Source organism: Klebsiella sp. ZJOU C1 (genome assembly GCF_035620215.1).
GTDB lineage: Bacteria > Pseudomonadota > Gammaproteobacteria > Enterobacterales > Enterobacteriaceae > Klebsiella > Klebsiella variicola.
The window spans coordinates 1,699,697-1,724,332 of the sequence record NZ_CP141644.1 but is presented as its reverse complement, the minus strand read 5'-3'; the positions used below and the strand labels follow the sequence as shown (position 1 = coordinate 1,724,332).

General features: G+C 58.1%; 25 protein-coding genes. 12 read left to right on the top strand and 13 right to left on the bottom strand.

Annotated elements, in window-relative coordinates; genetic code table 11:
• Positions 1-3: 3 nt before the first annotated feature.
• Positions 4-972 carry an NADH oxidoreductase gene (gene hcr, locus SPE70_RS08140; protein WP_049162167.1) on the top strand — a complete coding sequence of 323 codons (969 nt, stop codon included), beginning with the start codon at positions 4-6 and terminating at the stop codon, positions 970-972.
• 207 nt (positions 973-1,179) lie between these two features.
• On the opposite strand, the gene SPE70_RS08135 is transcribed toward hcr, so the two are convergent.
• On the bottom strand, positions 1,180-1,614 hold the full coding sequence (locus SPE70_RS08135) for a DoxX family protein (RefSeq protein WP_016160554.1): 435 nt from the start codon (positions 1,612-1,614) through the stop codon (positions 1,180-1,182).
• Positions 1,615-1,765: 151 nt separating this feature from the next.
• Here SPE70_RS08135 and poxB point away from each other — a divergent pair, with 151 nt between their 5' ends.
• The 4 genes from poxB to SPE70_RS08115 all read left to right on the top strand — a co-directional run bounded on the left by poxB (position 1,766) and on the right by SPE70_RS08115 (position 7,078).
• Positions 1,766-3,484, top strand: a complete 1,719-nt coding sequence (poxB, locus tag SPE70_RS08130; RefSeq protein ID WP_008805831.1) for a ubiquinone-dependent pyruvate dehydrogenase — start codon at positions 1,766-1,768, stop codon at positions 3,482-3,484.
• A 38-nt stretch (positions 3,485-3,522) separates the two neighbouring features.
• Positions 3,523-4,524 (top strand): low-specificity L-threonine aldolase, encoded by a 1,002-nt coding sequence (gene ltaE, locus SPE70_RS08125; RefSeq protein WP_012542339.1) that lies wholly within the window; start codon positions 3,523-3,525, stop codon positions 4,522-4,524.
• Positions 4,525-4,534: 10 nt separating this feature from the next.
• The gene (locus SPE70_RS08120; RefSeq protein ID WP_047666196.1) at positions 4,535-5,977 is read left to right on the top strand and encodes an SDR family oxidoreductase; all 1,443 of its coding nucleotides are present in this window, start codon (positions 4,535-4,537) and stop codon (positions 5,975-5,977) included.
• Positions 5,978-6,064: 87 nt separating this feature from the next.
• Positions 6,065-7,078: an NAD-dependent epimerase/dehydratase family protein gene (locus SPE70_RS08115; RefSeq protein ID WP_008805828.1), complete on the top strand. Its 1,014-nt coding sequence runs from the start codon at positions 6,065-6,067 to the stop codon at positions 7,076-7,078.
• On the opposite strand, the gene SPE70_RS08110 is transcribed toward SPE70_RS08115, so the two are convergent.
• Together SPE70_RS08110 and SPE70_RS08105 are read right to left on the bottom strand one after the other, a co-directional pair.
• Positions 7,075-7,905 carry an N-acetylmuramoyl-L-alanine amidase gene (locus tag SPE70_RS08110; protein WP_008805827.1) on the bottom strand — a complete coding sequence of 277 codons (831 nt, stop codon included), beginning with the start codon at positions 7,903-7,905 and terminating at the stop codon, positions 7,075-7,077. The genes SPE70_RS08115 and SPE70_RS08110 overlap by 4 nt on opposite strands.
• A gap of 31 nt (positions 7,906-7,936) precedes the next feature.
• Positions 7,937-9,076, bottom strand: a complete 1,140-nt coding sequence (locus SPE70_RS08105) for a GGDEF domain-containing protein (RefSeq protein WP_119867048.1) — start codon at positions 9,074-9,076, stop codon at positions 7,937-7,939.
• 361 nt (positions 9,077-9,437) lie between these two features.
• Between SPE70_RS08105 and yahO the strand changes: the two genes are divergently transcribed.
• The 7 genes from yahO (at position 9,438) to artJ (ending at position 14,494) form a co-directional block, all read left to right on the top strand.
• Positions 9,438-9,710 (top strand): DUF1471 family periplasmic protein YahO, encoded by a 273-nt coding sequence (gene yahO, locus SPE70_RS08100; RefSeq protein ID WP_008805825.1) that lies wholly within the window; start codon positions 9,438-9,440, stop codon positions 9,708-9,710.
• 254 nt (positions 9,711-9,964) lie between these two features.
• Complete coding sequence (locus SPE70_RS08095) at positions 9,965-10,480, top strand: lipoprotein (protein ID WP_012968629.1); 516 nt, start codon at positions 9,965-9,967, stop codon at positions 10,478-10,480.
• A 226-nt stretch (positions 10,481-10,706) separates the two neighbouring features.
• Positions 10,707-11,435, top strand: coding sequence for an arginine ABC transporter ATP-binding protein ArtP (gene artP / locus SPE70_RS08090; RefSeq protein ID WP_012542343.1), 729 nt, complete (start codon positions 10,707-10,709; stop codon positions 11,433-11,435).
• Between the two features lie 20 nt (positions 11,436-11,455).
• Entirely contained in the window at positions 11,456-12,187 is a 732-nt protein-coding gene (gene artI, locus SPE70_RS08085) for an arginine ABC transporter substrate-binding protein ArtI (protein ID WP_002896390.1), read from the top strand.
• Positions 12,188-12,193: 6 nt separating this feature from the next.
• Complete coding sequence (gene artQ, locus SPE70_RS08080) at positions 12,194-12,910, top strand: arginine ABC transporter permease ArtQ (protein WP_002896386.1); 717 nt, start codon at positions 12,194-12,196, stop codon at positions 12,908-12,910.
• Positions 12,910-13,578 (top strand): arginine ABC transporter permease ArtM, encoded by a 669-nt coding sequence (gene artM, locus SPE70_RS08075; RefSeq protein ID WP_324726546.1) that lies wholly within the window; start codon positions 12,910-12,912, stop codon positions 13,576-13,578. The genes artQ and artM overlap by 1 nt, the downstream gene beginning before the upstream one ends.
• 184 nt (positions 13,579-13,762) lie before the next feature.
• Positions 13,763-14,494 (top strand): arginine ABC transporter substrate-binding protein ArtJ, encoded by a 732-nt coding sequence (artJ, locus tag SPE70_RS08070; protein WP_008805821.1) that lies wholly within the window; start codon positions 13,763-13,765, stop codon positions 14,492-14,494.
• Positions 14,495-14,577: 83 nt separating this feature from the next.
• On the opposite strand, the gene SPE70_RS08065 is transcribed toward artJ, so the two are convergent.
• From SPE70_RS08065 to rimK, 10 genes are all read right to left on the bottom strand, one after another.
• Positions 14,578-16,050, bottom strand: coding sequence for a sensor histidine kinase (locus tag SPE70_RS08065; RefSeq protein WP_119867050.1), 1,473 nt, complete (start codon positions 16,048-16,050; stop codon positions 14,578-14,580).
• The gene (locus SPE70_RS08060; protein ID WP_012542345.1) at positions 16,047-16,763 is read right to left on the bottom strand and encodes a response regulator transcription factor; all 717 of its coding nucleotides are present in this window, start codon (positions 16,761-16,763) and stop codon (positions 16,047-16,049) included. The genes SPE70_RS08065 and SPE70_RS08060 overlap by 4 nt, the downstream gene beginning before the upstream one ends.
• Positions 16,764-16,841: 78 nt before the next feature.
• Positions 16,842-17,969, bottom strand: coding sequence for a 23S rRNA (uracil(747)-C(5))-methyltransferase RlmC (gene rlmC / locus SPE70_RS08055; protein ID WP_016160549.1), 1,128 nt, complete (start codon positions 17,967-17,969; stop codon positions 16,842-16,844).
• A 41-nt stretch (positions 17,970-18,010) separates the two neighbouring features.
• Positions 18,011-18,499: a YbjO family protein gene (locus tag SPE70_RS08050; RefSeq protein WP_008805817.1), complete on the bottom strand. Its 489-nt coding sequence runs from the start codon at positions 18,497-18,499 to the stop codon at positions 18,011-18,013.
• Positions 18,500-18,556: 57 nt separating this feature from the next.
• Positions 18,557-19,402 carry a putrescine ABC transporter permease PotI gene (gene potI, locus SPE70_RS08045; protein WP_002896372.1) on the bottom strand — a complete coding sequence of 282 codons (846 nt, stop codon included), beginning with the start codon at positions 19,400-19,402 and terminating at the stop codon, positions 18,557-18,559.
• On the bottom strand, positions 19,399-20,352 hold the full coding sequence (gene potH, locus SPE70_RS08040; protein ID WP_008805816.1) for a putrescine ABC transporter permease PotH: 954 nt from the start codon (positions 20,350-20,352) through the stop codon (positions 19,399-19,401). The genes potI and potH overlap by 4 nt, the downstream gene beginning before the upstream one ends.
• 10 nt (positions 20,353-20,362) lie before the next feature.
• Positions 20,363-21,496 (bottom strand): putrescine ABC transporter ATP-binding subunit PotG, encoded by a 1,134-nt coding sequence (potG, locus tag SPE70_RS08035; protein WP_012542348.1) that lies wholly within the window; start codon positions 21,494-21,496, stop codon positions 20,363-20,365.
• Between the two features lie 163 nt (positions 21,497-21,659).
• A complete protein-coding gene (potF, locus tag SPE70_RS08030) occupies positions 21,660-22,772 on the bottom strand; it encodes a spermidine/putrescine ABC transporter substrate-binding protein PotF (RefSeq protein WP_002896368.1) in 1,113 nt (370 codons plus the stop codon).
• 348 nt (positions 22,773-23,120) lie between these two features.
• On the bottom strand, positions 23,121-23,600 hold the full coding sequence (locus SPE70_RS08025; RefSeq protein ID WP_002896365.1) for a type III secretion system chaperone family protein: 480 nt from the start codon (positions 23,598-23,600) through the stop codon (positions 23,121-23,123).
• A gap of 88 nt (positions 23,601-23,688) precedes the next feature.
• Positions 23,689-24,591: a 30S ribosomal protein S6--L-glutamate ligase gene (gene rimK, locus SPE70_RS08020; RefSeq protein WP_012542349.1), complete on the bottom strand. Its 903-nt coding sequence runs from the start codon at positions 24,589-24,591 to the stop codon at positions 23,689-23,691.
• Positions 24,592-24,636: the final 45 nt, after the last annotated feature.

Genomic DNA, 24,636 nt, shown 5'->3' with positions numbered 1-24,636 from the left:
CTGATGACCATGCCAACCTCCCAGTGCCCGTGGCGGATGCAGGTTCACCACATTCACCAGGAAACCCCGGACGTGTGGACCCTTTCGCTGCTGTGCCACGATTACTATCCGTACCGCGCCGGCCAGTATGCCCTGGTCAGCGTGCGTCACTCGGCGGAAACGCTGCGCGCCTATACCCTTTCCTCCACGCCGGGGGTCAGCGAGTACATTACGCTGACCGTTCGCCGTATTGACGAGGGCGCGGGTTCGCAGTGGTTGACCCGCGAGGTCAAACGCGGCGATTACCTTTGGCTGTCCGATGCGATGGGCGAGTTTACCTGCGACGATAAAGCGGAAGATAAATTCCTGCTGCTGGCCGCCGGCTGCGGCGTAACGCCGATAATGTCGATGCGTCGCTGGCTGGCGAAGTATCGACCGCAGGCCGACGTGCAGGTGATCTATTGCGTGCGTTCGCCGGAGGATGTGATCTTTGCCGAGGAGTGGCGCCAGTATCCGGTCACCCTGGTGGCAGAGCACCATGCCACTCATGGCTTTGTCGCCGGCCGTCTGACCCGGGAGCTGCTGCAGAGCGTGCCGGATTTAGCCAGCCGCACCGTGATGACCTGCGGCCCGGCGCCTTATATGGAGAAGGTCGAGCAGGATGTTGCCGCCCTGGGCGTCACCCGCTTCTTTAAGGAGAAGTTCTTCACCCCGGTGGCGGAAGCCGCGACCAGTGGACTGAAATTTACCAAACTGCAGCCGGCGCGCGAGTTTTACGCGCCGGTGGGCACCACACTGCTTGATGCGCTAGAGAGCAATAAAGTGCCGGTGACCGTCGCCTGCCGCGCCGGCGTCTGCGGCTGCTGTAAAACCAAAGTGGTTTCCGGGAAGTACAGCGTCACCAGCACCATGACGTTAACCGACGCCGAAATCGCCGACGGCTATGTGCTGGCCTGCTCCTGCCATCCGCAGAGCGATCTGGTTCTCGCCTGAGGTCAAAATCCCCGGTGGCGCTACCGCTTACCGGAGCTACAGCGCTGTGCGATTGGGTAGCCCGGAGAAGGCGCAATGCGCCGACTCCGGGAAAATCCCGGGCGACAATAAACGCTCAGGCGACATGAGATAAACATTTTCTCAGACTGAAAAAGTTGCAAACCGGCAACAGTATCGACTTTACGCCCCAGGACAAATGAGGCATTTTTACCGCCAGGCCGACTGGCCGGCCAGCGAATAACGCCCTGCGCCGAGTAGCGCAATCGCCAGCGCGCCAACAAAGAAATAGACCAGGTTCTCGATCGCCCACGCCCCCACCGCATCAAGCGCAAACGTCTTGCCGAGACCGACCATCAGCCACGCCACCACCATGGTGAACGCCAGCACCAGCGCCGCCGGGCGGGTCAGGACGCCGAGAATTAACAAGCAGGGAGCGACCACTTCCCCCACCAGCACACCGTAGGCGATGAACCCCGGCAACCCCTTCGCCACCAGCATGCCGCTGATCCCGCCCACGCCGTCCAGCAGCTTGTGCAGACCGTGAAACAGCATTAACCCGCCGACGGCGAGTCGTAACAAGAGTTTACCGGCGTCGTCATGCGACAGCGTTTTATTTACTGCGTTTAACATTCCCTTAACCATCTGATGTGCTTCCTGTTTTACAACCTGTGAGGTCCCTGAGTATGCACAATTTTTCAGCAATAAAACCAGCAAAAAATAAGGGACAATCAGCAACGTAACCTGCAGTTTCATCTAAGCTTGAAGGCGTTATCACAAAAAGGAGATGGAGATCATGAAACAAACCGTGGCCGCATACATTGCCAAAACGCTGGAACAGGCCGGCGTGAAACGTATCTGGGGCGTCACCGGAGATTCCCTCAATGGATTGAGCGATAGTCTGAACCGCATGGGCACCATCGACTGGATGCCCACCCGGCACGAAGAGGTGGCTGCTTTCGCCGCTGGCGCCGAGGCGCAGCTGACCGGCGAACTGGCGGTCTGCGCCGGCTCCTGCGGGCCGGGCAACCTGCATCTGATTAACGGTCTGTTTGACTGTCATCGTAACCATGTGCCGGTGCTGGCCATTGCCGCCCACATCCCCTCCAGCGAAATCGGCAGCGGCTATTTTCAGGAGACCCATCCTCAGGAGCTGTTCCGCGAATGCAGCCACTACTGCGAGCTGGTCTCCACCCCGGAACAAATTCCGCAGGTGCTGGCCATCGCCATGCGTAAAGCGGTGATTAACCGCGGCGTCTCGGTGGTGGTGCTGCCCGGCGACGTGGCGCTGAAGGCCGCCCCGGAGAGCGCCAGCAGCCACTGGTATCATGCGCCGTTGCCGACGGTCACTCCGGCGGAAGAAGAACTGCGCAAGCTGGCGCAGCTTATTCGCTACTCCAGCAATATCGCGCTCATGTGCGGCAGCGGCTGCGCCGGCGCTCATCAGGAGCTGGTGGAGTTCGCGGCCAAAATTAAAGCCCCCATCGTCCACGCCCTGCGCGGCAAAGAGCACGTGGAGTACGACAATCCGTACGATGTCGGCATGACCGGGCTGATTGGCTTCTCTTCTGGCTTCCACACCATGATGAACGCCGATACCCTGATCCTGCTGGGCACCCAGTTCCCCTATCGCGCCTTCTATCCAACCGACGCCAAAATTATTCAGATCGACATTAACCCCGGCAGCATTGGCGCCCACAGTAAGGTCGATATGGCGCTGGTGGGCGATATTAAATCGACGCTAAAAGCGCTGCTGCCGCTGCTGGAAGAGAAAACCGATCGCCACTTCCTGGATAAAGCGCTGGAGCACTATCGCGACGCGCGAAAAGGACTCGACGACCTGGCGAAGCCCAGCGATAAAGCCATTCACCCGCAGTATCTGGCGCAGCAGATCAGTCATTTTGCCGATGAAGACGCCATTTTCACCTGCGATGTCGGCACCCCCACCGTCTGGGCGGCACGCTATCTCAAAATGAACGGCAAACGCCGCCTGCTGGGCTCGTTCAACCACGGCTCAATGGCCAACGCCATGCCGCAGGCCATCGGCGCCCAGGCCACCGCTCCGGAACGGCAGGTAGTGGCCATGTGCGGCGACGGCGGCTTCAGCATGCTGATGGGCGATTTTCTGTCGCTGGCGCAGATGAAGCTGCCGGTGAAAATTGTCATCTTTAACAACAGCGTGCTGGGCTTCGTGGCGATGGAGATGAAGGCCGGGGGCTATCTCACCGACGGTACGGAGCTCCACGATACCAACTTCGCCCGCATCGCCGAGGCCTGCGGTATCAAAGGTATACGCGTTGAAAAAGCCTCCGAGGTGGATGAAGCGCTGCAGACCGCCTTCCGCACCGACGGTCCGGTGCTGGTCGACGTCGTGGTCGCCAAAGAGGAGCTGGCTATCCCGCCGCAGATCAAGCTGGAGCAGGCCAAAGGCTTTAGCCTGTATATGCTGCGGGCGATCATCAGCGGGCGCGGCGATGAGGTCATCGAACTGGCGAAAACCAACTGGCTCAGGTAAAACAGAAGCAATACGTTGAACCAGACCAAGGAAAAGCCGTGATCGATTTACGCAGTGATACCGTTACCCGTCCCGGGCGCGCCATGCTGGAGGCCATGATGGCCGCCCCGGTCGGGGACGATGTGTATGGCGACGACCCTACCGTCAATGAACTGCAGCGCTATGCCGCCGACCTCGCGGGCAAAGAGGCGGCGCTGTTTCTGCCCACTGGCACCCAGGCCAACCTCGTTGGCCTGCTCAGCCACTGTCAGCGCGGCGAAGAGTATATCGTCGGCCAGGGGGCGCACAACTATCTGTACGAAGCCGGCGGCGCGGCAGTCCTCGGCAGTATTCAGCCACAGCCGATTGACGCCGCAGCCGATGGTTCGCTGCCGCTGGATAAAGTGGCGGCGAAAATCAAACCCGACGATATCCATTTTGCCCCGACTCGCCTGCTGAGCCTGGAAAACACCCACAACGGTAAGGTGCTGCCGCGCGACTATCTGCAGGAAGCCTGGGCGTTTACCCGCCAGCGCGACCTGGCGCTGCACGTCGACGGCGCGCGTATCTTTAACGCCGTAGTGGCCTACGGCTGCGAACTGCGTGATATTGCCCAATACTGCGACTCCTTCACCATCTGCCTGTCAAAGGGGCTTGGCGCCCCGGTAGGCTCGCTATTGCTGGGCAGCGAGGCATACATTCGCCGTGCTATCCGCTGGCGGAAAATGGTTGGCGGCGGCATGCGCCAGGCGGGCATACTGGCCGCTGCCGGGCTGTACGCGCTGAAAAATAACGTACAGCGCCTGCAGGAGGATCATGACAACGCCGCGTGGATGGCGGAGCAGCTTCGCGCCATCGGCGCCGACGTCACCCGCCATGATACCAACATGCTGTTTGTGCGCGTTGGCGAAGCGCAGGCCCCGGCGCTCGGCGAGTTTATGCAGGCGCGCGGCGTGTTGATTAACGCCTCGCCTGTTGTCCGTCTGGTCACTCACCTGGATGTCAACCGTCAGCAGCTGAGCGAGGTGGTCGCTCACTGGCAGGCTTTTTTACAGCGCTAAGGAGTCAGGCGTGTCGCAATCGGTTCTGGTGCTCGGCGCCAGCGGCTATATTGGCCAGCATTTGGTGCGCGAGTTAAGCGCGCGGGGTTATCCAGTGCTGGCGGCGGCACGCCACATCGACCGACTGCAAAAACTCGATTTGCCCGGCGTCACCTGTCGGTCAGTCGATCTTAATCAGCCGCAGGCTCTGCCTGCACTGCTCGCCGGCATCGATACCCTTTATTATCTGGTACACGGTATGGGCGAAGGCGGCGATTTTATCGCCCATGAACGCCGGGTGGCCACGCATGTGCGCGATGCCCTGCGTCAGTCGTCAGTGCGCCAGGTGATATTTCTCAGTTCGCTGCAGGCCCCGGCGCAGGAACAATCTGACCATCTGCGCGCCCGCCAGGTGACCGGTGAGGTCCTGCGTGAGTCGGGCGTGCCGGTGACCGAACTGCGGGCCGGGATTATCGTCGGCGCCGGCTCTGCCGCCTTCGAGGTGATGCGCGATATGGTTTATAACCTGCCAGTGCTCACTCCCCCGCGCTGGGTACGCTCGCGTACCACCCCTGTCGCCCTGGAAAATCTGCTTGTTGACCTGGTTGAGCTGCTGAATCATCCGTCCAACGCGCATCGCGTCTTCGAAGCCGCCGGTCCGGAGGTGTTAAGCTATCAGCAGCAGTTTATCCACTTTATGGCCGTCAGCGGTAAACATCGCCCGCTCATTCCCATTCCCCTGCCGACGCGCTGGATCTCAGTGTGGTTTCTTAACGTTATCACCTCGGTGCCGCCTACCATCGCCAGGGCGCTGATTCAGGGGCTGAAGCACGATCTGATCGCCGACGACCGGACGCTGCGAGCGCTGATCCCGCAAACGCTGATCCCCTTCGATCAGGCGGTTCGCCGCACGCTGAAAGAAGAAGAGCAGCTGGTAAACTCCAGCGACTGGGGCTACGACGCCCAGGCTTTCGCCCGCTGGCGACCGGAGTACGGCTACTTTCCGAAACAGGCTGGCTGCACCGTCACCACCCAGGCGAGCCGCCAGGCCTTGTGGCAGGTCGTTAACCAAATCGGTGGTAAAGAGGGGTATTTTTTCGGCAATCTGCTGTGGAAAACCCGTGGTGCGATGGACCTGCTGGTCGGCCATCGGTTAGCCAAAGGACGGCCGCAGCGCGACTATCTGCAAACCGGCGATACGGTCGACAGCTGGAAGGTAATTATCGTGGAGGAAGAAAAACAGCTCACCCTGCTGTTCGGTATGAAAGCGCCGGGGCTGGGCCGGTTAAGCTTTACGATAAACGATAAAGGCGACCATCGCGAACTGGACGTGCGCGCCTGGTGGCACCCGCACGGTATGCCCGGACTGATCTACTGGCTGCTGATGATCCCGGCGCACCTGTTTATTTTCCGCGGTATGGCGCAACGCATCGCCCGGCTGGCCGAACAAATCTCAGGCAGAGACCAAGGATAAGCATTATTCTTTCATGATTCTCATTGCATAGTCGGGAGAATCACGGAAAAATGCGCACGAAATTCTTTTCTGGGACAGTAGAGTGATATGAAGGTACTGGTTACCGGTGCGACCAGCGGATTAGGCCGCAACGCAGTGGAATATCTGCGCAATAAGGGCATCAGCGTGAGAGCCACCGGGCGCAACGAAGCGATGGGTAAGCTTCTGAGCAAAATGGGGGCAGAATTCATCCCGGCCGATTTAACCGAGCTGGTCTCTTCGCAGGCTAAAGTGATGCTCGCCGGTATCGATACCCTGTGGCACTGTTCGAGTTTTACCTCGCCCTGGGGCACCCAGCAGGCTTTCGATCTCGCTAACGTCCGCGCCACCCGCCGTCTGGGCGAATGGTCTGTGGCATGGGGGGTGCGCAATTTCGTCCATATCTCTTCGCCATCGCTCTATTTCGATTATCACCACCATCGCGATATCCAGGAAGATTTCCGCCCGCATCGCTTCGCCAACGAGTTTGCCCGCAGCAAGGCGGCCAGCGAGGAGGTGATCAACCTGCTGGCGCAGGCCAACCCGCACACCCGTTTTACCATTCTGCGTCCGCAGAGCTTGTTCGGGCCGCACGATAAAGTCTTTATTCCCCGGCTGGCGCAAATGATGCAGCATTATGGCAGCGTCCTGTTGCCGCGGGGCGGCAGCGCGCTGGTCGACATGACCTATTATGAAAACGCCGTGCATGCGATGTGGCTGGCGAGCCAGTCGGCCTGCGATCATCTTCCTTCCGCCCGCGCGTGGAATATCAGCAACGGCGAACCGCGCACCTTGCGAAGCATCGTGCAGAAACTGATCGACGAGCTGGGCATCAAGTGCCGGATCCGCTCAGTTCCCTACCCGATGCTGGATATTATTGCCCGCAGCATGGAACGTTTTGGCGATAAAACAGCCAAAGAGCCCGCCTTTACCCACTACGGCGTTTCCAAACTTAACTTTGATTTTACGCTCGACATCACCCGCGCGCAGGATGAACTGGGCTATCAGCCGGTGGTGACGCTTGACGACGGCATTGTGCGTACCGCCGCCTGGCTACGCGACCACGGTAAACTTCACCGCTAACCCTGGCCATATTTTTCTAACAGCGCCTCGGCTATCGCTTCAGTTTGCGCATCCGCTACGCCATCCCAGCGCTGCGGACGGAAGTGCATCTGGAAGGCGATAATCACCCGCTTCTTCTGCGCGGGGGTCATCTCCGGCGTCACCTGATAGCCGTAGCGCGCCAGTAAATCCAGCACCACCTCTGGGTCAACGGGATCGCTGGCCGGCCGTCCGTTCAGATAAAAGGCCACTCGCTGCTCGTCAGGCCAGGCGCCAATCCCCTGCTGCGCCAGCTGTTGCCAGGGAAACAGCGGCCCCGGATCGTCTTTACGCTGCGGCGCGATATCGGCATGGGCCACCACGTTCTGCGGCGCGATGTGGTAGCGGGTGATAATATCGCGCGCCAGCGGGATCAGGGCCGCTATCTGTTCCGGATGGAAGGGGGTAAAGCTTTTGACGCCCGCCGTCTTCTGCCAGCCGCGGTTCTCCAGCTCAATGCCGATGGACGTATCATTGATACGCGTACTGCCGCGCCAGTAGCTCACCCCGGCGTGCCAGGCTAAATCCTCTTCCGGCACCAGCTGCCAGATCCGCGGTTTATGCTGATAACGCGGCGGCTGCTCGGGGATTAAATAGTGGGAGCTGACCTCTTTATCGGTCAACGTCGCCAGAGAAACATCAAAATTGTCTGCCGTATAGTGGATCACCAGCACTTTTATTCGCGGATAGGCTGCCTGCGCCGGATGGCGAGTGTCCAGCTGGTATCCATCGCGATCGATAATTCCCTTTTCCCCGGCACAGCCGGTTAACAGCAGCGCCAGCAGGGCGACCTGCGCAATCCGTTTCATCCCCTTTCCCTCGCCCGGCAGTGGAGCCGGGTTAATAAGACCATTGATTACGTCCTTTATTTTTAGCCTGATACAACGCACTGTCCGCCCGGGCGATCAGCGTCTCCATCGGGACCGTGCCGTCGGAAGCCACAACGCCCATGCTGACGGTCACTACCGCCGCCACCGCAGAGGCTTCATGCGGCAAGGCCGCGTCGTGGATTTTCTGCTGAATGCGCTCGGCAATGACGGTGGCGTGCGCTAAGGAAACCCCCGGCAGCGCCACGACAAACTCCTCGCCGCCGTAGCGGGCCACCAAATCGTCCTCAGCCCGCACCGCCATTTTAAGCACCTGCGCGACAGACGATAAGCAGTCATCGCCGGCCTGATGGCCGTAATGGTCGTTATAACGCTTAAAGTAATCGACATCGATCATCATCAGCGCTAACGGCGCTTTTTGCTCCCAGAGCTGCGCCAGAAAAGCATTCAGTGCCCGGCGATTGGCCGTTCCGGTTAAGGCATCCCGGTTAGCGATACTTTCCAGCCGCTGGATAAGCTGCATATTTTCCTGATGCGTATCCCAGGCTTCATCATACCAGCGCTGCAGAATACGCCGTCCATAAAGCAAAATCGCGGTGAAAATAGCCCATAAGGTCAAAAAACGAAATTCACCGTCATAGTGAATCTGCACCCCTGCCAGCAAGGCGGTCACCCACATTGGGAGCATAAAGGCGATAATGCCGGGCCAGTGGTGATAGAGCGCGGTGAGGCCGGTGGTCATTAAAATCACCAGCAGCGGCCAGGCGAAGGGCAAGGTCCAGAAAAAGATAAAACAGTAATTACTCAGGGACCAGCACAGGCTGAGCGCCAGCAGCAGCCCGGTGATGATATTCAGCGTATATCGCCCCTGCGCCAGCCGCGGCGTGACGGCAATAATCACTAAAACGGCCGAAATAATAATAACCGCGATCAGCGCCACTTCGATATAAGGAATAACCGCCCGGTGCGTCAGTAACTTCTTATCAAAATAGGTAAAGATAAAATTGCGGAAGAAAATCATTAACGCAAAAGCGATATTGACAAAGGCCAGCCAGGGCATACTCATGGACAGCGCATGGCGCTGAACATTATCTTTGGTGGCCCACAACGCGGCTCGCTGCTGCCGGGCCTGCTCTCGCTTATTTGTTAACATCTTATCTCCCTGGTGACCTGCATGACCATGGGTGCAGCCCCTGCTGTTCTATATGATAAACCATGTTACCGGGAATGTCTGTCAGCGTCCCGGCCCCTTCTCCTGCGTGCGCCTCAGCTAATTTTCAGCTAACCACAGTAAAAAAAGGTCTTGCGTCGCCTCAATGTTCATTCCGCAAAAAAAAGCAAGCATTATCAATGAGAACCTCGTCATCTTTTCTTTAAAAAAGCGTTAACTAATCGTCATAAAATTGCAGTATTTTGCTTGAAAAAAAAGCGGCGTTAGTACAATCTGAAATCGCTCATTGGTGAGTTAAAACAAGAGCATGATGATAGCAAAATAAACAATGGAGTCTAAAAATATGAAATATGCAGCTTTAGTGGCAGGTGCAGCATTGTTTTTAACGGCGAACGCCTTCTCCGCTGAGATTTTAACGAAAGAAGCCTTTAATAAGGTCCATACGCAATATACCAAAATCGGCACCATTTCCTCTACCGGCCAGACTGCGCCGAGCGATGCCCGTGAAGAGCTGATTAAAAAGGCCGATGAAAAAGGCGCGGACGTTATCGTGCTCTCTTCCGGTAATACCGATAAAAAACTGCACGTCTCCGCTAACATCTATAAGAAGAAGTAATTAATCTTATATCTCAAGAAACATTATCCTATTGTCCGGGTAATGTTTCTTGTTTGCCCAAAAAGTCTGTTTATTTTTAAACGGCGCCTGGTTTTTCCTGCCTGAATATCATTCGGTGATGCGCATTGTCGACTTCCTGCCTTAAGGCCGTTGTCACATCAAGGTCTTAGCTCTTTGCGTCAAGTACAATCCGCACGCTATACGCTATGCTTTAACGGAAACTGAAAACGTAGTTCGCTTATAAGGAAATCATCATGCGCTACAAACTTCTTGCTGTACTTCTCCCTTGCGCGCTGGCGCTCAGCGCCTGTACGACCGTCACCCCGGCCTATAAAGATAATGGTACCCGCAGCGGCCCCTGTGTCGAAGGCGGCCCTGACGACGTAGCGCAAAAATTCTATGACACTCAGATCCAGAACCGCACTCAGGATCCGGCGGCGCTGCGCCCCTATCTGAGCGACGGACTGGCGCAGTTACTCAATGACGCCCGCCAGGATCCGGCCAACAGCAAACTGCTGCAGGCTAACCCGTTCTCCAGCAGCAGCACCCCAGCAGACAGCGCCGTGGTCGCCAGCGCCTCCACCATCCCGAACCGTGATGCGCGCAATATTCCGCTGCGCGTCGAACTGAAACAGGGCACCCAGAGCTGGAAAGATGAAGTGCTGATGATCCAGGAAGGCCAGTGCTGGGCTGTCGATGACGTCCGCTATCTCGGCAACAACAGCCATGCGCCAGCCGGGACGCTGCGACAGAGTCTGGAGAAACGCTGATTCCGGAGTTGAAGCCACCCCGCTGAAACGATAACCCCGGTAAAATGTCGGTATTCGCCCCAGGAATGCCGACATTTGCGCCCCCCTCACCCACCAGGCCATATTTTGTGCTAACTTTAAAGCTAAACGTGGTTTAGATTTAACTTTTAACGCATAAATATTGCATAACTATTCTGCCAAAGGTAGTATTTGCGGCCTCAATAGCTATTCGTATCAGACTGCCCAGATGAGTATTAAACTAAACGGCATTAATTGCTTCTACGGCGCACACCAGGCGCTGTTCGACATCACGCTGGATTGCCCGCAGGGGGAAACGCTGGTGCTGCTCGGCCCCAGCGGTGCCGGGAAGAGCTCGCTGCTACGCGTACTCAACCTGCTGGAGATGCCGCGGTCCGGTTCGTTATCCATCGCCGGCAACCAATTCGACTTCACCAAAGCGCCGTCCGATAAAGCGATTCGCGAGCTGCGTCAGAACGTCGGCATGGTCTTCCAGCAATACAACCTGTGGCCGCACCTGACGGTACAGCAGAACCTGATCGAAGCCCCCTGCCGCGTACTGGGGTTAAGCAAGGATCAGGCGCTGTCTCGCGCAGAGAAACTGCTGGAGCGTCTGCGTCTGAAGCCTTACAGCGATCGCTACCCGCTGCATTTATCCGGCGGCCAGCAGCAGCGTGTGGCTATCGCCCGCGCGCTAATGATGGAGCCCCAGGTCCTGCTGTTCGATGAGCCTACCGCGGCGCTTGACCCGGAAATCACGGCTCAGATCGTCAGCATCATTCGCGAGCTGGCTGAAACCGGCATCACCCAGGTTATCGTCACCCACGAAGTTGAAGTGGCGCGCAAGACGGCCAGCCGGGTGGTGTATATGGAAAATGGCCATATCGTCGAGCAAGGGGATGCCTCCTGCTTCACGCATCCGCAAACTGACGCGTTTAAAAACTATCTTTCACATTGATGTTTTTCGGGGAAATGACGATGAAAAAAGTACTGATTGCCGCCCTGCTCGCAGGCATGAGCCTCTCCGCTTCCGCCGCGCAGACCATTCGTTTCGCCACCGAGGCCTCCTACCCTCCGTTTGAGCTGGTGGACGCCAACAACCAGATCGTCGGTTTCGATGTCGATCTGGCGAACGCGCTGTGTAAAGAGATTGACGCCACCTGTACCTTCACCAACCAGGCCTTTGACAGCCTGATCCCGGGACTGAAATTCCGCCGTTTCGACGCGGTCATGGCCGGGATGGACATCACACCGGAGCGTGAAAAGCAGGTGCTGTTCTCTACCCCGTATTATGACAACTCGGCGCTGTTCGTCGGTCAGCAGGGCAAGTTCACCAGCATTGACCAGCTGAAGGGCAAAAAAGTGGGCGTGCAGAACGGCACCACCCACCAGAAATTCATCACCGATAAACATCCGGAAATCACTACCGTTCCTTACGACAGCTACCAGAATGCGAAGCTGGATCTGCAGAATGGTCGTATTGACGCGGTCTTTGGCGATACCGCCGTGGTGACCGAATGGCTGAAGAGCAATCCGAAGCTGGCGGCCGTGGGCGATAAAGTGACCGACAAAGCCTATTTCGGCACCGGGCTGGGCATTGCCGTACGTCAGGGCAACACCGACCTGCAGCAGAAATTTAACGCTGCGCTGGAAAAAGTGAAGAAAGACGGCACTTACCAGACCATCTATAACAAATGGTTCCAGAAGTAAGACTGAATGAACGAAATTTTTCCATTAGCAAGCGCCGCCGGGATGACCGTCGGCCTTGCCGTTTGCGCGCTCGTCATCGGCCTGGTCCTGGCGATGCTCTTTGCGGTACTGGAGTCAGTGAAATGGCGCCCGGTAGCCTGGCTTGCAACCGGCATTGTGACCATCCTGCGCGGACTACCGGAAATTCTGGTGGTGCTGTTTATCTATTTCGGCTCTTCCCAGCTGCTGCTGACGCTCTCTGACGGTTTCACCATCCCGCTCGGGTTCACGCAGATCCCGGTGCAGATGCAGATTGAGAACTTTGACGTCAGTCCGTTCCTCTGCGGGGCGATCGCCCTGTCGCTGCTGTATGCCGCCTACGCCTCGCAAACGCTGCGCGGCGCGCTGAAAGCCGTTCCGCAGGGTCAGTGGGAGTCCGGCCAGGCGCTAGGGCTGTCGAAAGCGGCTATATTCTTCCGTCTGGTGATGCCGCAGATGTGGCGCCATGCTCTGCCTGGCCTCGGTAACCAGTGGCTGGTGCTGCTGAAGGACACCGCGCTGGTGAGCCTGATCAGCGTCAACGATCTGATGCTGCAGACCAAAAGCATCGCCACCCGCACTCAGGAACCCTTTAACTGGTATATCATTGCGGCGGCAATCTATCTCGTCATCACCCTGTTGAGTCAATACATCCTTAAGCGGATTGACCAGCGTGCGACGCGCTTCGAACGGAGACCAGGCTGATGCTCGACTACTTACCCGAACTGCTGAAAGGGCTTCATACCAGCCTGACGCTGACCGTGGCGTCGATTATCGTGGCGCTGATCCTGTCGCTGATTTTCACCATTATCCTGACGCTGAAGACGCCGGGGCTGGTGTGGATAGTCCGCGGCTATATCACCCTGTTTACCGGTACGCCGCTGCTGGTGCAGATCTTCCTGATTTACTACGGCCCCGGACAGTTTCCTTCGCTGCAGGATTATCCGTGGCTGTGGCATCTTATCTCTGAACCGTGGCTGTGCGCTCTGATCGCCCTGTCGCTCAACAGCGCCGCCTACACCACTCAGTTGTTTTATGGCGCCATCCGGGCGATCCCCGACGGGCAATGGCAGTCGTGCAGCGCGCTGGGGATGAGTAAAAAGGATACCCTGGCGATCCTGCTGCCGTATGCCTTTAAGCGTGCGCTGTCGTCCTATTCCAACGAAGTGGTGCTGGTTTTCAAGAGTACCTCTCTGGCCTACACCATCACCCTGATGGAAGTAATGGGCCACAGCCAGCTGCTGTACGGACGCACCTACGACGTGATGGTGTTCGGCGCCGCCGGGATTATCTATCTCATCGTCAACGGACTGCTGACGCTGCTGATGCGCCTGGTGGAACGTAAAGCGCTGGCCTTCGAGCGACGTAACTAGCGCCTGAGCCTTATTGCATAAAAAGCAGACAACAAGACGGACAAGTCTAACACCTGTCCGTCTTTTTTTATGCCATTAAAAATATTTAATCATATTTATTGCATATAAATTCATTTAATGGCATTGTCACTCTATGCCGCAGACACGGCGAATAATCATAAGATTGACAGACGGGAGTTCCACGATGAAAAAGTTAGTTCTGGCTGCACTGCTCACCACGTTCACCTTCGGCGCTGCCGCCGCAGAGAAAATCAGCTTCGGCGTGTCCGCAACCTATCCGCCGTTTGAATCGATGGATGCCAATAATCAGATTGTTGGTTTCGATCTCGACCTGGCCAAAGCGCTGTGCAAACAAATGCAGGCAGAATGTACCTTTACCAACCACGCTTTTGACAGCCTGATCCCGGCACTGAAGTTCAAGAAATATGATGCGGTGATTTCCGGAATGGATATTACGCCGGAACGCAGCAAGCAGGTGGCCTTCACCGACCCGTACTACGCCAACTCGGCGCTGGTGATCGCCAAAAAAGACGCGTTCCATTCCTTCGATGACCTGAAAGGCAAACGGATCGGCATGGAAAACGGCACCACCCACCAGAAATATCTGCAGGATAAACATCCTGAGGTGAAGACCGTCGCCTATGACAGCTACCAGAATGCGATTATCGATCTGAAAAATGGCCGTATCGACGGCGTGTTCGGCGATACCGCAGTGGTCAACGAGTGGCTGAAAACCAACCCGCAGTTGGGCGCAGCCACGCCGAAAGTGACGGATCCGCAATACTTCGGCACTGGACTCGGCATTGCCGTGCGCCCGGATAACAAGGCGCTGCTGGAGAAACTGAACGCCGCGCTGAAAGCGATTAAGGCCGACGGTACCTACCAGAAAATCAGCAACCAGTGGTTCCCGGAGTAAATTTTTTGCCGGGTGGCACTGCGCTTACCCGGCCTACTCTTTCCCCGTAGCCGGGTAAGGCGTATCCGCCATCCGGCAATGTCTTAAAGTGGCACGAAGAACCTGAACCGCGCCCCGCTTACCGACTCCACCAGTCTGATACCGCCCCCGTGCAACTCCAGCATTCGTTTCACAATCAGTAGCCCTAACCCGCCGCGATCCTCCCGCGATGCCTGGGTAGACAACGCCGACGGCCGCTGGAACAGATCGTCGCGCAGCGCGGCATCGACGCCCGTTCCGTTGTCGGCCACTTCCACCTGGAGCTGTTGATCCTCCTGCCAGACCGCCAGACGGATCTCCCCGCCGACGGGCGTATGCCGCATCGCGTTATCGAGCAGGTTGGTCACCACCCTCTCAATCATCGACACATCGGCGTTAATCAGCGGCAGCGGTCCCGGCACATCAATACGCAGGTTCACCTCGCGCGTGCGGGCAGTTAATTCAAACTTCTGCGCGACATCGGAGATCAGCTCCCCCATCGCAAAACGCTCGCGCTGCGGCTTAATGCTCCCGTGCTCCAGTCGCGCCAGCTCAAACAGCTGCTGCGAGAGATGGCGCACTTTGTTGCCCTGACGCAGGGCGATGGTGAGATATTGCCTGCGCTCCTCGGCGGTCAGCCGTTCATCCTTCAGCGTCAGCGTTTCCAGATACCCCAGCAGCGAGGTGAGCGGCGTACGCAAATCATGGGAGATATTGGCCACAAATTCGCGGCGCTGGCGGTCGCTGTCGGCCAGCCGATCCCACTGGCCGGCTATCTGCTGCGCAAGGTCAATAAAGCGATTCTCGAGCACCGCCACCTCGTTACCAGGCAGGGGCTCCGGCGTGCGGGCCGCCAGAGTTTTGATGGCGCTGATGCTGTCCTGGCCGCTCGCCGCGACCTGGGCGGTGAGCTGGCGGACCGGCCAGGTGACCCAGAACCATGCCAGCCCCCCTGTCAGAAGGCCAAACAGGGCCACCAGCAGCAGCGTCCACAGAACAATGCTCCACAGCGTTTTTTGCCAGGCGTCGGCCGCCAGCTGATTAAAGGTCTCTCCCTGCAAAATGATATACAGGTAGCCGCGCAGCTGCCCGTCGACGCGCAGCGGAGCGGCGCTGAAGACTTTTCGTCCGTCGAGACTACGTGGATCGTCGCCATACACCGGCGACGCACTGCCGGTGAGAAAAGCCTGCACTGGCGCCATATCGATACGCTGGCGCTGGATATGTCCCGGCGGCGCCGCATCGGCCAGCAGGTCGCCATCCGGCGACAGCAGATAGAGCTCCACGCTGGGGTTAAAGGTCATCAGGCGGTCGAACAACGACTTCAGGGTTTGCCGGTTGACCCCGCCGTGGGCGTCCAGCAGCGGCTCGCGGGCGACAATCTGCTGAGCCAGCCCGGCGGAGAGGCGCTGCACCATGGCGTTGCCATACTGCGCGCTGCTGTGTAACTGAACGGCGCATACCGCCGCCGCGCACAGCATCAGCAGGGAGACCACCACCAGCGCCAACCGCTGGCTGAGGCTCAGGCGGCGGATCACGGGGCGACCTCTTGCGACATCGGGGCGAATTTATAGCCTTTACCCCAGACGGTAAGAATAATGTCCGGCTCCGCCGGGTCACGTTCGATTTTGCTGCGCAGGCGGTTGATATGGGTATTAACCGTGTGCTCATAGCCCTCGTGCTGATATCCCCAGACCTGCTCCAGCAGCGCCAGCCGCGAAAACACCTCACCGGGATGGCGGGCGAAGTAATAGAGCAGATCGAATTCGCGCGGCGTCAGGTCCACCACCTCGCCGCGCAGCTTCACTTCGCGCGACAGCGGATCGATGCTCAGGCCATGGCAGGACAGGCGCCCGGCGTCCATCAGCAGGTTCTGCCCCATCGCCTCCTGGCGACGAAACAGCGCTTTGACGCGGGCGATAAGCTCCAGCAGTGAAAAGGGCTTCGCCAGATAATCATCGGCGCCCATCTCCAGGCCCAGCACGCGGTGCATTTCGCTGGTGCGAGCGCTGATGATAATTACTGGCAGGTAGCGGGTCATCTGACGGATACGCCGACAGATCTCCAGGCCATCGACGCCAGGCAGCATCAAATCAAGGATCACCGCATCCCAGACCTGCTTTTCCAGCTGGACAAGGGCCTGGTCGCCGTCGGCTTCATGCACAATCTGATAGCCCTCATCCTGAAGATTGAGCCGCAGCAGCGTGGCAATATCCTCGTCATCTTCCACCAGCAGAATGGTTTTGGCCATTAGATTCCCCCCACCAATAACAAAACATGCAGCGCCAAGCTTACCTGATTTCAGCGGCGCAAAGCCTTCACATTTTGTTTAAACTTCGCGGACCAGCAGGGTCAGCACTTCGTAGTGCGCGGTGTGAGGGAACATATCAAACAGCTGGACCCGCTCGACGCGATAGCCGCGAAGACGGGCAATATCGGTCGCCATGGTGCGAGCGTTACAGCTGGAATAGATGATATAGGGCGGTGCCATGCGGCTTAAATAGTCGCACAGTTCGGCGCCAATGCCGCGGCGCGGCGGGTTGACCAACACCAGCTGCGGGATATCCGCTTCATGAGTGGCGAACTGCGTCGAGTCCAGCGCCTGAAAATGCAGATTGCTGAGCCCCAGCTGCGCGGCTGACTGTCTGGCGCAGGCGATCGCTTCCGGGGCAATCTCGATACCGGTCAGGCGCATCGCCGGCGTCGCGCAGTGCAGGCCAAATCCCCCGACGCCGCAAAACAGATCCCACATATGCTGGACCGGCAGCGCGCGCACCCAGTCGCGGGCGGTGGCATACAGCCGACTGGCTACCGCCGGGTTGGTCTGAAAGAAACTTTGCGGGCGGATCCACAGCGGCACCTCGTTAAAGACCTCCCCCAGCGCCTGCTGTTCGGTGAAGAAGATCTCCTGCTCGCCTTCCATGATTGCCATATGCACCGGCTGGATATTCGCCGTGATCACCTTGAGCTGCGGGAGCTGCGCCTGCAGCCACGGCAGCGCGGCGCGCAGCTGAGCCAGCTTGGCCTCTGAGCGCAGTACGAAGCGCAGCATCATCTCCCCCTGCTGGCTGGCGGTTAGCAGCAGATATTTCAGCTCCCCGCGCTTGCGCGCGACGTTATAGGGGGTTAACCCGGCGCGGGCGATAAAGGGCTTCAGGACGGCAAACACCGGCGCAAACGATGAAGGATAGAGCGGGCAGTCGGTGAGATCCACCGGGGTGCCATCGCGATGCAGCATCCCCAGCAGCGGACGCTCAACGCTGCCGCTGACCACCATCTTGGCCTTGTTACGAAAGGCCGTCTCTGGCCCGCTGACCGGCTCGCCCCAGGCAGCGACCGGGATCGCCGCCAGCAGCGTGCGCAGATCGGCCATTTTATCGGCGAGCTGTTGCGGGACCGGCCGCTCCAGCCATTGACAGGAGCGGCAGCGGCCGGCGTCGTAGAGTGCGCAATGCATAATTGACCTTCAAAAATCCAGGGGCGGGGATTGTATCACCGTTATTGCAGGCGGAAAAACCGACGGCAGTTCGCCGGCACAAACAGCAGCGTCAGAACCAGCAGATCCGGCAGTTTTTGCATCACCAGCGAGTGGAAGATCTCCCGTTTGGATTCGCCGGGAATGCTGAACAGTTCCGGATACCCGTAGCCCAGCGACGCCGCCCACAGGTAGCCGGCGGCGATAATCTGCGTCAGCAGATAGACCCAGCGCGCCCAGTTGCGCCCTTTCACCAGCGAGAAGGCGCACCAGATTTCGACAAATACCAGCGCCAGGCTGCCGAGGAAGACCAGCGTCAGGTTCCAGGTCTGGACGCTGCGGTGTATGAATTCGTTCAGCCCCTGCAGACCCAACAGATTGAGGATCATCAGCAGGTCCAGAGCGCGGATCAAAATAATAGCAAAGGCCGCCACCTGCACCAGCGCAGGGACGTTAAGGCGGGCATGCGATGAGCGAGTTTTCGTAAACAATCCCAACGTAATGTCTTCCATGAAAACGGCGCCACAGGGTGGCGCCGACCGGAGGCTGCTGTACCGATTTTAGGTGGTTCAGCCTTGTCTTGCACGCTGGATATCGCGCACTCGCTGCTTTTCTGCGCGGGCCATCAAATACCAGGCGATAAAACCAACAATACCGACCACGCCAAGGATGAGCGTCGCCAGGGCGTTAATCTCCGGGTTGACCCCCATACGCACGCTGGAGAAGACCAGCATCGGTAACGTCGTGGCCCCGGGACCGGAGACAAAGCTGGCGATCACCAGGTCATCCAGCGACAGCGTGAACGCCAGCAGCCAGCCGGAGATCACCGCTGGCATAATCATCGGCAGCGTGATGACGAAAAAGACCTTCAGCGGCGCGGCGCCCAGATCCATCGCCGCCTCTTCGATCGAGTGGTCCAGTTCACGCAGCCGCGAGGAGATCACCACCGCCACATAGGCGGTACAGAAGGTGACGTGCGCCAGCCAGATGGTCAACATCCCGCGATCCGACGGCCAGCCAATGGCATGTCCCAGCGCCACGAACAGCAGCAGCAGCGAGAGACCGGTGATCACGTCCGGCATAACCAGCGGCGCGGTGATCATAAATGCGAAGCCATTAGACCCGCGAAAGCGTCCAAAACGCACCATCACCACCGCGGCGATGGTACCGAGGATCGCCGCCGCCGTCGCCGCGCAGGCGGCGATGGTCAGGCTCAACCCTACCGCGCTCATCATCGCATCATCGTGGAACAGTTCGCTATACCAGCGCGTCGACCACCCGGCCCAGACCGTTACCAGCTTCGAGCTGTTGAACGAGTAGATCACCAGCATCAGCATCGGGGCATAGAGGAAGGTGAACCCAAGCACGAGGATCAGAATGCGCCACGGCGAGCGTACTACCGGCAAGTCGTTCATCCCTGCTCTCCCATCTGTTTTTGCTGGTGCTTGTGGAACCACATGATCGGCACGATCAGCAGCAGCAGCATGACAATCGCCACCGCCGAGGCGACCGGCCAGTCGCGGTTGTTAAAGAACTCCTGCCACAGCACGCGGCCAATCATAATGCTGTCCGGCCCGCCCAGCAGTTCCGGGATCACGAACTCCCCCACCGCCGGGATAAACACCAGCATCGAACCGGCGATAATGCCGCCTTTGGTGAGCGGGACGATCACCTGGAAGAAGGTCTTCAGCGGCCGGGCGCCGAGATCCAGCGAGGCCTCCACCAGCGAATAGTCGATGCGGGTCAGCGCGGTGTAGATCGGCAGCACCATAAACGGCAGATAGGCATACACAATACCGATATACACCGCCAGGTTGGTGTGCAGGATCTCCAGCGGCTGATCGATAACCCCTAACCACAGCAGGAAGTTATTCAACACGCCGTTGCTTTTCAGCAGCCCCATCCAGGCATAAACGCGGATTAAGAATGACGTCCACGACGGCAGGATCACCAGCAGCAGAAGAATATTGCGCGTCGACGGCTTGCTGTGCGCCACCGCCCAGGCCAGCGGATAGCCCAGCAGCAGGCAGCAGATCGTCGATATGCCCGCCACCTGCAGCGACTGGAGATAAGCTTCGAAATAGAGCGGATCGTCAGTCAACTGCAGGAAGTTGGCAAAGTTGAGGGTCAGCGTCAGCTGGCCATCCGCCCACTCCATCAGCTCGGTGTAGGGAGGGATCGCCCGCGCCATCTCGGCAAGACTTATCTTGAACACGATCAGGAACGGCAGCATGAACAACAGGATCAGCCACAGATAGGGCAGCGCAATCACCAGCTTGCGGCCATGCGCCATCTGCAGGCGCGCCGCCCACAGCCCGAAGCCGCCCGGTTTTTTCGCCCCTGACGGGGATTCAACGGTACTCATCGCCCTCTCCTTACACCGTCAGCACTACGCAGCTATCCGCATCCCAGCATAAACGCACCTCGTCACCCCAGGTGGGCGTTCCTTTCCGATGGCGGTGTTCATTCTGCAACTGGGCGCTGATCATCTGCCCGCTTTGCAGGCGCACATGATAGATAGAGAGATCCCCGAGATAGGCGATATGAATCACCTCGCCGACGGCAAAATTGTAGCCGTCCGCCGGTGGTTCATCGCACAGCATGATCTTCTCCGGGCGCAGCGCCACCCAGACCGGCACGTTGTCCACCACCGACGCGTCGGGGTCGACCTTCAGCGGGTGCACCAGTCCTGGCGAACTCAACACCAGGCCATCCTCCAGACGCTCCTTCACCAGCCCTTCAAAGACGTTCACCGAGCCGATGAACTCGGCGCTATAGCGGGTGGTCGGGTGCTCGTAAATCTCTTCCGGTTCGCCAATCTGCACAAACTTGCCGCGGTTCATGATGGCGATACGGCCCGCCATGGTCATCGCCTCTTCCTGGTCGTGAGTCACCATCACGCAGGTCACGCCAACGCGTTCGAGAATATCCACTACCTCCAGCTGCATGCGATCGCGCAGCTTTTTGTCCAGCGCGCCCATCGGCTCATCGAGTAGCAGCAGCTTCGGCCGTTTCGCCAGGCTACGCGCCAGCGCGACGCGCTGGCGCTGGCCGCCAGAGAGCTGGTGCGGCTTGCGTTTGGCATATTCCTGCATATGCACCAGAGCCAGCATCTCCTGCACCCGGGCGGTGATTTCCGCCTTAGGCAGACGATCCTGCTTCAGACCGAAGGCGATATTCTGCTCAACGGTCATATGGGGAAACAGGGCGTAGGACTGGAACATCATATTGATAGGCCGCTGATAGGGCGGCACGCGCGCCAGATCCACGCCGTCGAGCATAATCTGCCCGGCGGTCGGTTGTTCAAAGCCCGCCAGCATACGCAGCAGGGTCGATTTCCCGCAGCCTGATGCGCCCAGCAGAGCAAAAATTTCGCCTTTATAGATAGTGAGACTGACGTCGTCGACCGCGTGCTGGCCATCGAACGACTTGGTTAAGTTACGGATTTCCAGTAGCGGGGTCAGCGCTTTGGGGGCTTTCGCCTGTGGGCGGGGCATTACGTCGTTCAATCGGGTGCTCTCCGGCAAAAAAACGATCACCATATGGTCCGGTGCCATACTTCGTGCTTAACAGTGCAATTGCACCATCCTGGTGCTTCTGCTCGCCGGGCGCGCTGCCATTTCCCGGCGAGTGCAGATCTGATTCGGCCCGTGTTCGACGGGCCGTCAGAGATTATTTGCCGCTCTTCACTTTGGTCCACGCGCGAGTGCGCACGCGGTCAATCTTCGGATCCTGCACCTTCAGCGTGAACAGTTTGGCGAACACATCCGCTGGCGGATAAATCGCCGGGTTGTTACGGATCGTCTCGCTGACCAGCGGTGTGGAGGCCTTGTTGCCGTTGGCGTAGAACACCTGATCGCTGATTTTAGCGATCACATCCGGGCGCATCAGATAGTTAAGGAACTGATAGGCTTCATCTTTATTCTTGGCGTCGGCCGGCATGGCAAAGACATCAAAGAACGCCAGCGCGCCTTCCTTCGGAATAAAGTAGGAGACGTTGACGCCATTTTTCGCCTCTTTCGCGCGGTTGGCCGCCTGCCAGACATCCCCTGCCCAGCCGATCGCCACGCAGATGTCGCCGTTGGCAAGGTCATTAATATATTGCGAAGAGTGGAAGTAGCGAATGTTCGGCCGCAGCTTCAGCAGCAGATCGGTCGCCGGGCCGGTGTAATCATCCGCTTTGCTGCTGTTCGGATCCTTGCCGAGGTAGTTCAGCACGGTGGCGAAAATCTCTTCCGGCGCGTCGAGGAAGGAGACGCCGCAGCTTTTCAGTTTTTCAAGGTTCTCCGGCTTCAGCACCAGATCCCAGCTGTCCACCGGCGCATCTTTACCGAGGACGGCTTTCACCTTATCCACGTTGTAGCCAATGCCCGTCGTCGCCCACAGGTAAGGCATGGCGTATTTATTCTCAGGGTCATGCTTGGCGACCAGCTTCAACACTTCGGGATCAAGGTTCTTCCAGTTGGGCAGCTTGCTCTTGTCCAGCGGCTGGAACACGCCCGCCGCCAGCTGGCGCTCAAGGAAGCTTGCCGACGGTACCACCAGGTCGAAACCGGTGCTGCCGGCCATTAATTTGCCTTCCAGTACTTCGTTGGAATCAAAAACGTCATACACGACTTTAATCCCGGTCTCTTTTTCAAAATTCGCTACCGTGTCCGGCGCAATATAATCAGACCAGTTATAAACATGCAGGGTTTTTTGTTCGGCGGCGAGCGAACCGGCAGAGACGGCCATCAGCGCACCCGTAACCAGACCTGTTAACCATTTTTTACCAAAGGCGGTCATATCTCTTATCCTTCTCAACGCCCGTTAATTTACGGGCTCAAATATACGCATTTCAACGCATGCAAGAATCATGCATATTTTTTCATTGCCTGAGAAAAGGAGAGCGGATCTCTCCCGGAGTGGTTGCTCGCAACTGGAAGCATCGCCAGAATAACTGTAGCCAGAATAAGAGGCTATAGCCCAGGTAAAAAAACGCCTTTTATCAAATTTTTATGCAATAACGGTCTACGTGATAAGCCAAAACGGCCTGAATGGCGGTGAATAATGCTTTAAGAGAAGGATAAACGCAGAATAAAAGCGGGTAATACGCAGCCGCTGCGGTAGTGGCTGCGCTAATTTTAGGCAGGTTTAGTGAAGAAAATGGTATTGCACGTTTTCCGCCGCGGGCTCTTCTTCTTCGCCTTTGTACAGCAGCTGGTTGGCGCCGGCTTCGAGGATCACCATTGAGATCTGCTCTTCGCTTTGGCGGAAGAACCAGGCGAACTGCTCCATGGTCACCCCCGGGCCGATAGACAACGACTGACAGACCACCAGCTTGGGCAAGTTATCGTCCTGAATATCGATAAACGCCTTCACAGTTAACGAACTGGCGTTGATAGCCGAGAGATCCGCCGACAGCGCCAGCAGAGCGGACGGCTTCACCTCCGCGAGGGCGGAAAAGAGCACCACGTTGTCTACCAGGTCAATTTTGGCATCAAAAATACCGTCGAAATTCTGCATATGCGGCAGATGCAATGCCTGGCAGGAATCGCACTCAAAAAAGCTGATGCCGATCTCATCCAGCCAGCGGCGTAGCGTATCCAGACCTGGAACGACCAGTGAATCCATAGTGCCTGTGACCCCTTACAATGAAAAAACGACGCCATAGCTTACGCAAAAAAAGCGCCGCATACCATGACAGACTTGCATCCAGCGGCTAGCCGCCTATTTTCAAACAGAATTCCGGCGTCGCCTGGCGCTCGATCCAGGCGATCATCCGGCTGGCGATGTCCACGCCGGTGGTGGTTTCCACCCCTTCCAGCCCCGGCGAGGCATTCACCTCCATCACCAGCGGCCCGCGGGTGGCGCGTAAAATATCGACACCGGCGACATCGAGCCCAAGGGTTTGCGTCGCCTTGATGGCAATCGCCCGCTCCTCGTCGCTAATCTGCGCCACCGTGGCCATGCCGCCGCGGTGCAGGTTAGAACGAAAGTCGCCCTCTTTAGCCCGCCGTTCGATCGCCGCCACCACCTCATTGCCGACCACCAGGCAGCGAATATCGCAGCCTTTCGCCTCGGCAATATATTCCTGCACCAGAATATGCGCATTCAGCCCGCGAAAGGCGTCGATCACGCTCTCCGCCGCCTGACGGGTCTCCGCCAGCACCACGCCGATCCCCTGGGTGCCTTCCACCAGCTTCACCACCAGCGGTGCCCCGCCCACCATGGCGATCAGGTCGCTGGTGTCATCGGGGGAGTGAGCGATGCCGGTCAGCGGCAAATCGATACCCTGGCGCGCCAGCAGCTGCAGCGAGCGCAGCTTATCGCGAGCGCGGGTGATGGCGACCGACTCATTCAGCGGATAGCTTCCCAATAGTTCAAACTGACGCAAAGCCGCGGTGCCATAGTAGGTGATCGCCGAGCCAATCCGGGGGATCACCGCATCAAAATGCGGTAGCTGACGCCCTTTGTAGTGGATGGACGATGCCACCGGACTGACATTCATATAACAGGAAAGCGGATCGAGGATCTCGACCTGATGCCCGCGCTGTTGCGCCGCTTCGCGCAGGCGTCGACATGAATAAAGCGTTCCATCCCGGGATAATATGGCAATTTTCATCCTGCACCTCTGCAAAAAGACCCGCTCTGGCGGGCCTCAGCTATC